Origin of the sequence: Amycolatopsis sp. lyj-346 (genome assembly GCF_046548975.1) — a bacterium.
Classification (GTDB): domain Bacteria; phylum Actinomycetota; class Actinomycetes; order Mycobacteriales; family Pseudonocardiaceae; genus Amycolatopsis.
Genome location: NZ_JAJPWT010000008.1, coordinates 155,245 through 165,610, shown reverse-complemented (window position 1 = coordinate 165,610; position 10,366 = coordinate 155,245). Strand labels below are relative to the sequence as shown.

At 69.8% G+C, this 10,366-nt stretch carries 1 protein-coding gene; it reads right to left on the bottom strand.

Annotated elements, in window-relative coordinates; translation table 11 throughout:
- Nucleotides 1–13 precede the first annotated feature (13 nt).
- A complete protein-coding gene (locus tag ACLJQE_RS24425) occupies nucleotides 14–10,138 on the bottom strand; it encodes an SDR family NAD(P)-dependent oxidoreductase (protein WP_410641654.1) in 10,125 nt (3,374 codons plus the stop codon).
- Nucleotides 10,139–10,366 lie beyond the last annotated feature (228 nt).

Sequence of the window (10,366 nt, the reverse complement as noted above, 5' to 3'; positions counted from 1 at the left end):
GGAGGTTGATCGATCACGACCTGCCGAACTTCTTGTCGATGAAATCGAACAGCTCGTCGTCCGAGGCAGATCCGATCTCCTGTGCCGGCACCGGGGTGGCCGTGCCCTGTGCGTCCGTCCACTTGGACATCAGCGCCTTCAGCCGGGCGGTTATCGCGGTCCGGTTGTCCTCGTCGGACACCATTGCCGCCAGCATCTCGGGTGCCATCACGGCGAACGCGGCCTCGAGCCGGTCGAGCTCGTCCAGCACCGAAGCGGGCGACGTCGTGGTGCCGGTCAGTTCGCCGGCCATGAACTCGGCCAGTGACTGCGGCGTCGGGTAGTCGAAGATCATCGTCGCGGGCAGCCGCAGCCCGGTGACCGCGCCCAGCCGGTTGCGCAGCTCGACCGCGGTGAGCGAGTCGAAGCCCAGCTCCGTGAACGGGCGCGCCACGCCCACCGAGTCCGCCGAAGCGTGGCCCAGCACGAGTGCGACCTGGGTGCGAACCAGGCCGAGGACGGTGTGGACGCGCTCGGCGGCGCCGAGCGGGGCGAGACTTTCGGTCAGCGCCTGGCGGGCGTCGGGCGAGGCGGTCGCCGCCCGGCGGGTGCGCCCCCGGACCAGTTTCCTGAGCAGGACGGGGATCTCGGCGTGGTCCTTGTCCCGGAACACCGACGTGTCCAGCCCGATCGGCACCACGACGTCCACATCGGACACCAGTGCGCGGTCGAACAACGTCAAAGCGTGCTCGGTCGCCAAGGCCGTGAACCCGCTCCGGTCCATCCTCGACAGGTCGGTGTCCGAAAGGGACTTCGCCATCCCACCGACCTCGGCCCACAATCCCCACGCCAGCGACAGACCCGGCAGCCCCAGACCCCGCCGGAACTGGACCAAACCGTCCAGGAACGCATTCGCCGCCGCGTAGTTACCCTGCCCCGCCGACCCCAAGATCCCCGCCGCCGAGGAGCACACCGCGAACAGCGACAGCTCAAGGTCCTGGGTCAGCTCGTGCAGGTACCACGCAGCGTCCGCCTTCGGAGCCAGCACGGTCCGCATCCGCTCCGGCGTCAACGACGTAATCACACCGTCGTCCAGCACGCCCGCGGTGTGCACGACACCGGTCAACGGATACTCCGACCCGATGCCCGCGATCACCGCGGCCAGCGCGTCCCGGTCGGTGACATCACAAGCCACCGCCTCCACCACCGCACCGGCCTCGGCCATCTCCTCGACCAGCGAACCCGCACCCGCACCACCCCGGCGGGAAGCCCACACCACACGCCGCACCCCATGACGAGTCACCAGATGCCGCACCAAAACGCCACCCACACCACCGCCACCGGTCACCAGCACCGTGCCCGACAGCTCGACATCAGCCTCGACGGCGGACACCCGGGTCAGACGAGGGATCCAAGCCTGGCCGTCGCGCACCGCGACCTGCGGCTCACCACCAACGAACGCCTCCACCGAAGCGGTGTCGGTGTCGATAAGCACGATCCGGCCCGGGTTCTCCGACTGCGCCGCCCGGATGAGGCCCCACACCGACGCACTGGGCAGGTCCGACACACGCTTGCCGTCGCCGATGTCGACCGCGCCTCGCGTCAGCACCACCAAGATTTCCTCGGCCGCGCTGGACTGCAACCACTGCTGCAGCTCGCCCAGCACCCACACCGCGCGCTCCCCCACGGCGTCAGCGGTGTCCAGAACCTTGTATGCCATCTCAGCAGTCGCGGCGGACGTCTGGCTCCAGGTCACGGCGAACAAGTCATCGTGACGTCCGAGCACCGACGCCTGCGCCGGAGCGGCAGGCTCCCGCAACGCCAGGGACTCGATCCGGGCGACCGGGGCGCCGGTCGTGTCGCTCAACAGCAGCCGCGTCCCGCTGCCGGCCGGGGTGAGGTGGACCCGCACGACGGTCGCGCCGACCGCGGACAACGACACCCCCGACCACACGAACGGCAACCCGCCGCCGATTCCGGGGAGGAACGTGATCGCGTGCAGGGCGGCGTCGAGCAACGCCGGGTGGATCCCGAAGCCGTCGTCGCGGGCCTGCTCGGGCAGCGCCACCTCGGCGAAGACGTCCGGCCCGGCACGCCACACCGACCGGACACCCTGGAACACCGGCCCGTAACCCAGGCCGGCGTCGGCCATGTCGTCGTACAGCGTCGAGACGTCCACCGCCTCGGCGCCGGATGGCGGCCACTCCGCCGTCCCGACGGCGTCGGGGACGTCGCTGGTGAGGGTGGCGGTGGCGTGCTCGGTCCACGGCGTGTCGTCGTGGCCGGCGGGGCGGGAGTACACCGTCGCCTGGCGGCGCCCCTCGGCGTCGGTGGGGCCGGTGACCACCTGCAGGGCCAGGACCACACCGGGGTCCAGCGTCAGCGGGGCCTGGAGGGTCAGCTCGTCGATGGACGGTGTGCCGACGCGTTCGCCGGCGTGCAGCACCAGTTCCACGAACGCGGCACCGGGCAGCCACACCGCGCCCGAGACCGTGTGATCGGCCAGCCAGGGGTGGCTTTCGAGGGAGATTTCGCCGGTGCAGACCTCGGTGCCGGTGCCGGCCGGGGCCATCGCCGCGGACAGCAGCGGGTGGTCCACCGCGCGCAGACCCGCCGAGGACACCCCACCCCGGTGGCCGGACCGCAGCCAGAACCGTTCGTGTTGGAAGGCGTAGGTGGGCAGCTCGACCCGGCGGCCGCCGGCGAGGAAGGGGGCCCAGTCCACGGTGGCGCCCCGCACATAGGCCCCCGCCAGCGCGGTGATCAAGGTCCGGACCTCGTCACGGTCCTTGCGCAGGGCGGGCAGGAACACCGCTTCGCCGGCGATGTCGGCGCCCATCGCCGACAGCGTGCCTCCGGGACCCAGCTCGAGGTAGGTCCGGACGCCGAGTTCGGCCAGGGTGGTCACCGCGTCACCGAACCGGACCGTCCGGCGAACCTGCTCCACCCAGTACTCCGGCTCGGACAGTTCGGCGAGCTGCCCGGTCACAGTCGACACGATCGGGATCGACGGCTTCCCGAACTCCACCGTCTCCAGCACCCGGCGGAAGTCCTCGAGCATCGGGTCCATCAACGCCGAATGGAACGCATGACTGACCCGCAACATGCTCGTCTTCACCCCGGCCGCCGCGAACGGAGCCACCACGGCCTCGACTTCGGCCTGCGCCCCGGACACCACCACCGACGCCGGCCCGTTGACCGCCGCGATCTCAATGCCCGTCGCGGCGATCTCGGCTTCCGTGGCCCGGATCGACGCCATCGCCCCGCCGGCGGGCAGGGCCTGCATCAACCGGCCGCGCGCCGCCACGACCCGGGCCGCGTCCGCCAGCGACCACACACCGGTCACATGAGCCGCGCTCAGCTCGCCGATGGAATGCCCCGCCAAGTATTCGGGCCGTATGCCCCACGAAGTCACCAACCGGTACAGCGCGACCTCGATCGCGAACAACCCGGCCTGGGTGTACACCGTTTGATCGAGCGACTCACCGTCGTTGAACACCACATCCCGCACACCACGGTCGAGGTGCTGATCCAGTTCCGCACAGACAGCGTCGAAGGCCTCGGCGAACACCGGGAACGTCTCGTACAGCTTCCGGCCCATCCCCATCCGCTGGGAACCTTGACCGGAGAACAACACCCCGACTCCGCCGGGGACCACACAACCGGAGGCGATTTCGGTGCCGTCGACCAGGACGGCCCGGTGGTCGAACAGCGACCGGCCGGTCAGCAGCGAATACCCGACGTCCACCGGTGACCGGGAATCGCTGAAGGGGCGCAGCCGGTCGACCTGCGCGAGCAGGGCTTCTTCAGTGCGAGCGGACACCACCCACGGCACCACCGACGAGACCGCTTCGGAAGGCTGGGTTTCGTGGACCGGCGGCGCTTGCTCGAGGATGACGTGCGCGTTGGTGCCACTGATCCCGAACGACGACACCCCAGCCCGACGCGGCCGGCCGGTCTCGGGCCACTCCCGCTGCTCAGTCAGCAGCTCAACCGCACCGGACTCCCAATCGATGTGCGACGACGGCTGATCAACATGCAACGTCCGCGGCAGCACACCATGACGAATGGCCTGCACCATCTTGATAATCCCCGCGACCCCCGCCGCCGCCTGCGTATGCCCGATATTCGACTTGATCGAACCCAGCCACAACGGACGCTCCCGCCCCTGCCCATAAGTCGCCAGCAACGCCTGCGCCTCGATCGGATCACCCAGCGTCGTCCCCGTGCCGTGCGCCTCGACCGCGTCGACCTGCTCGGGCGCGAGCCGCGCATTGGCCAGCGCCGCACGGATCACCCGCTGCTGCGAAGGACCATTCGGCGCCGTCAACCCATTCGACGCACCATCCTGGTTCACCGCCGAACCCCGCACCACCGCCAGCACCGGATGCCCCAACCGCCGGGCGTCCGACAGCCGCTCCACCAGCAGCATCCCGACACCCTCGCCCCACCCCGTACCGTCGGCCGACTCAGCAAAGGACTTACTACGCCCGTCACCAGCCAACCCCCGCTGACGACTGAACTCCGCAAACGTCCCCGGCGTAGCCATCACCGTCACGCCGCCAGCCAAGGCCATCGTCGCTTCGCCCTGACGCAACGCCTGAATGGCCCAGTGCAGTGCCACCAACGACGACGAACACGCCGTATCCACCGTCACCGCCGGACCTTCCAACCCCAGCGTGTATGCCACCCGGCCCGAAAGGACACTGCCGGAGTTCCCGACACCCAGGAACGCCTCCACCCCGTCAGGCACCGACACCAGCGACGTCGCGTAATCGTGGTACATCAACCCGGCGAACACTCCAGTCCGGCTACCCCGCAACGCCGCGGGGTCGATACCCGCCGACTCGATCGCCTCCCACGCGGTCTCGAGCAACAACCGCTGCTGCGGATCCATCGCCAACGCCTCACGCGGCGAAATCCCAAAAAAACCTGGGTCGAAATCGGCGGCGTCGTAGAGGAAACCACCCTCCAACGTCACCGAACGACCCTCATCGTCACCGTCGGTGCTGTAGAGACGTTCCACATCCCAGCCACGATCGGTCGGGAAACCGGAAATCCCGTCCCCACCCGAGCGGACCAAGTCCCACAGCTGATCCGGATTGCTCACCCCGCCGGGGTAACGGCAGCTCATGCCCACGATGGCGACCGGCTCGTCGGCCGCGACGACCGTCACCGGCGTGACCGGCGTGACCGCGGCGGGTGTGCTGGGCGCGAGTTCCTCGATCAGGAACTCGGCCAAGGTGTGCGGGGTCGGGTAGTCGAACACCAACGTCGCCGGCAACCGCAACCCCGTCACCGTGCCCAGCCGATTCCGCAGCTCGACCGCGGTCAGGGAATCGAAGCCCAGTTGGGTGAACGGGCGCGTCAGCCCCACCGAATCCGGCGAAGCAAGCCCCAATATGAGCGCGACCTGCTCGCGGACAGCAGCGAGAACGGCGTCAGCGCGTTCGGCGGCACCGAGGTCGGCCAGCGCCTGACGGACGTCCGGCAACGCGGTCACCGCGCGACGGGTCCGGCCACGGACGAGTTTCCTGAGCAGGAACGGAATTTCCGCCTGATCCCGGGACCGGAACACCGACGTGTCGAAGCCGATCGGCATCACCACGTCCACATCGGACACCAGCGCGCGGTCGAACAACGTCAAAGCGTGCTCGGTCGCCAAGGCCGTGAACCCACTCCGGTCCAATCTCGACAGGTTGATGTCCGAAAGGGACTTCGCCATCCCACCGACCTCGGCCCACAGACCCCACGCCAGTGACAGACCCGGCAGCCCCAGACCCCGCCGGTACTGGACCAGACCGTCCAGGTACGCGTTCGCCGCCGCGTAGTTGCCCTGCCCCGCCGACCCCAAGATCCCCGCAGCCGACGAGCACACCACGAACAGCGACAGCTCAAGGTCCTGGGTCAGCTCGTGCAGGTACCACGCAGCGTCCGCCTTCGGAGCCAGCACGGTCCGCATCCGCTCCGGGGTCAACGAGGTAATCACCCCGTCATCGAGAACGCCCGCGGTGTGCACGACACCAGTCAACGGATACTCCGACCCAATACCGTCGATCACCGCAGCCAACGCGGCCCGGTCGGTGACATCACAAGCCACCGCCTCAACGACGGCCCCGGCCTCGGCCATCTCCTCGACCAGCGAACCCGCACCCGCACCACCCCGGCGGGAAGCCCACACCACACGACGCACCCCATGACGAGTCACCAAGTGCCGCACCAGCACCCCACCGACACCACCGCCACCGGTCACCAGCACCGTGCCCGACAGCTCGACATCGGCCTCGACGGCGGGAACCCGGGTCAGACGAGGGATCCAAGCCTGGCCGTCGCGCACCGCGATCTGCGGCTCACCACCAACAAACGCCTCCACCGAAGCAGTGTCGGAGTCCATGAGCACGATCCGACCCGGATTCTCCGACTGCGCCGCCCGAACCAGACCCCACACCGACGCACCCGCCAGATCCGACACACCCCGGCCATCACCAACGTCGACCGCACCCCGGGTCAGCACCACCAAGATTTCCTCGGCCGCGCTGGACCGCAACCACCGCTGCAACTCACCCAAGACCCAGACCGCACACTCCCCCACAGCATCGGCCGTGTCCAGAACCGTGTGCACCACCGCGCCGGTGGTCGCCGGGGCCGGGCTCCAGACCACCGTGAACAGATCGTCGCGACGGCCGAGCACCGAGGTCCGCGCCGGAGCCGTGGGTTCCCGCAGCGCGAGACAGTCGATGCGCGCGACCGGCGCACCGGTGGAGTCGCTCAGCAGGAACCGCGTCCCACCGGTGGTGGGCGTCAGGTGCACGCGCACGGCGGTCGCGCCGACCGCGGACAACGACACCCCCGACCACACGAACGGCAGCCCACCGCCCACGTCGGGCCGGAACGCGATCCCGTGCAGGGCGGCGTCGAGCAACGCCGGGTGGATCCCGAAGCGGTCGTCGTGGGCCTGCTCGGGCAAGACCACTTCGGCGAACACCTCTTCGCCGTCACGCCACGCCGACCGCACGCCCCGGAACACCGGCCCGTAGTCCAGGCCGGCGTCGGCCATGGTGGTGTACAACGTGGACACGTCCACCGCTTCGGCGCCCGACGGCGGCCACTCCGCCAACCCGCCGCCCTCGGCGACGCTCGCGGGCGTGAGGGTGGCGGTGGCGTGCTCGGTCCACGGCGCGTCGTCGTGCCCCGCCGGACGGGAAAACACCGTCGCTTCACGGTTTCCGCCGGTGTCAGCCGGGCCGGTGACCACCTGCAGCGTCGTGACCACACCCGCGTCCAGCCGCAGCGGGGCCTGCAGGGTCAGTTCGTCGATCACCGGGGTGCCGGCGCGGTCGCCGGCGTGCAGCACCAGCTCCACGAACGCCGTCCCGGGCAGCAACACGACACCCGAGACCACGTGGTCGGCGAGCCAGGGGTGGCTTTCCAGGGAGATTTCGCCGGTGCAGACTTCGGTGTCGCTTCCGGCGAGGGTCATCGCCGCGGACAGCAGCGGATGCTCGATCGCGCGCAGCCCCGGGGCCGACACCCCAGCGCGGGACGCGGACAGCCAGAACCGCTCGTGCTGGAAGGCGTAGGTGGGCAGCTCGACCCGGCGGCCGCCGGCGAGGAAGGGGGCCCAGTCCACGGTGGCGCCCCGCACATAGGCCCCCGCCAGCGCGGTGATCAAGGTCCGGACCTCGTCACGGTCCTTGCGCAGAGCGGGCAGGAACACCGCGTCGGAGGCGGTGTCCGCGCCCATCGCGGACAACACACCACCCGGGCCCAGCTCCAGATACGTCCGGACACCCAACTCGGCCAGCGCGCCGACCGCGTCACCGAACCGGACGGTCCGACGCACCTGCTCGACCCAGTACTCCGGCTCGGACAGTTCGGCGAGCTGCCCGGTCACCGTCGACACGATCGGCATCGACGGCTCCCCGAACTCCACCGTCTCCAGCACCCGGCGGAACTCGTCGAGCATCGGGTCCATCAACGCCGAGTGGAAGGCGTGGCTGACCCGCAGCATGGTGGTCTTCACCCCGGCCGCGGCAAACTCAGCCACCACCGATTCCACCTCGGCACGCGAGCCGGACACCACCACCGACGCCGGCCCGTTGACCGCCGCGATCTCAATGCCCGTCGCGGCGATCTCGGCTTCCGTGGCCCGGATCGACGCCATCGCCCCACCCGAAGGCAGCGCTTGCATCAACCGGCCCCGCGCCGCCACCACCCGAGCCGCATCCGCCAACGACCACACACCAGCCACATGAGCCGCACTCAGCTCACCAATCGAATGCCCAGCCAGATACTCGGGCCGCACACCCCACGAAGACACCAGCCGATACAGCGCAACCTCGACCGCGAACAACCCGGCCTGGGTGTACACCGTCTGATCGAGCGACTCACCATCGCCGAACACGACATCCCGCACACCACGGTCGAGATGCCGATCCAGCTCCGCACACACCTCATCAAAAGCATCAGCGAACACCGGGAACGCCTCATACAGCTCCCGGCCCATCCCCACCCGCTGAGAACCCTGACCCGAGAACAACACCCCGACCCCACCGGGCACCACCGAACCGGACGCGATCTCGGTGCCGTTGACCAGGACGGCCCGGTGTTCGAACGTCGAGCGGCCCGTCACCAGCGAGTACCCGACGTCGACCGGCGACTGGGCATCGACGAGGGACCGCAGCCGCTCGACCTGCGCGGCCAACGCCGCCTCGCTCCGAGCGGACACCACCCACGGCACCACCGGGGACACCGCCACCGACCGCGGGGTCTCCTCCACCGCCGGCGCCTGCTCCAGGATCACGTGCGCGTTCGTGCCACTCACCCCGAACGACGACACCCCCGCGCGGCGCGGCTCGCCGGTCTCCGGCCATTCCCGCTGCTCGGTCAGCAGCTCGACCGCACCGGCCGACCAGTCCACTTGGGACGTCGGAGCGTCCACGTGCAGTGTCCGCGGCAGCACACCATGGCGCATCGCCTGCACCATCTTGATCACACCAGCCACACCCGCCGCAGCCTGCGTGTGACCGATATTCGACTTCAACGACCCCAACCACAACGGACGCTCACGATCCTGCCCATAGGCCGCCAGCAACGCCTGCGCCTCGATCGGATCACCCAGCGTCGTCCCCGTGCCATGCGCCTCGACCACGTCCACCTGACCCGCCGACAACCGCGCACTCGCCAACGCCGCCCGGATCACCCGCTGCTGCGAAGGACCATTCGGCGCCGTCAAGCCGTTCGACGCACCGTCCTGGTTCACCGCGGAGCCCCGGATCACCGCGAGCACGGGGTGGCCGAGGCGCTGGGCGTCGGAAAGCCGCTCCACCAGCACCACGCCGACGCCCTCGGACCAGCCCGTGCCGTCCGCGGCCTCGGCGAAGGACTTGCACCGGCCGTCCGCGGCCAGCCCACGCTGACGGCTGAACCCGATGAAGCCCGAGGGCTCCGGCATCACCGTCACGCCGCCGGCCAGCGCCATCGTGCACTCACCGGACCGCAGCGCACGAACGGCCCAGTGCAACGCCACCAGCGACGACGAACAGGCTGTGTCGACCGTGACGGCCGGGCCTTCCAAACCCAGGGTGTACGCGACGCGCCCGGAGACGACGCTTCCGGCGGTGCCGAGACCGAGATATCCCTCGACGCCTTCGGGAACGGTGTCCACCCGGGCCGCGTAGTCGTGGTACATGACGCCGGCGAAAACACCGGTGGCGGAGCCCTTCAGCGACGACGGCGCGATGCCCGCCCGCTCGATGACCTCCCAGCCGACCTCGAGGAACAGCCGCTGCTGGGGGTCCATCGCGAGGGCCTCACGCGCGGAGATCCCGAAGAAGCCCGCGTCGAAGCCGGCGGGGTCGTCGAGGAAGCCGCCTTCGCGCACGTAGGACGTGCCGGCGCGGTCGGGGTCGGGGTCGTAGAGCGCGTCGATGTCCCAGCCGCGGTCGGCCGGGAAGCCGGTGATGACGTCGCCGCCCTCGGCGACCAGGCGCCACAGGGCGTCGGGGTCGGAAATCCCGCCCGGGTACCGGCAGCCCATCGACACGATCGCGATGGGCTCACGCTCACCGGACTCGACCTCGAGCAGGCGACGGCGGGCGCTGTGCAGGTCCGCCGTGGCTCGTTTGAGGTACTCGCGAAGCTTCTCTTCGTTGCTCATCCAGCCCAACCCACCAGCGGCATCCGCCCAGTCCCCTTCACCGAGAGCCGACCCGGATCGCTCCGGGGAACCAAGCCGGGAAGAGCGCGGCGAGGCGCCGCGAACACGAGTCCAGGGACTTGCGCACCGACCCCAGAGCAATTCCCTGGACGAGAAGCTAGTTGCGCGCCACCCCCCGCTACAACCCCCTAAGCCCGCGGCAATGACCCCCTGTGCAGGGAATCAATT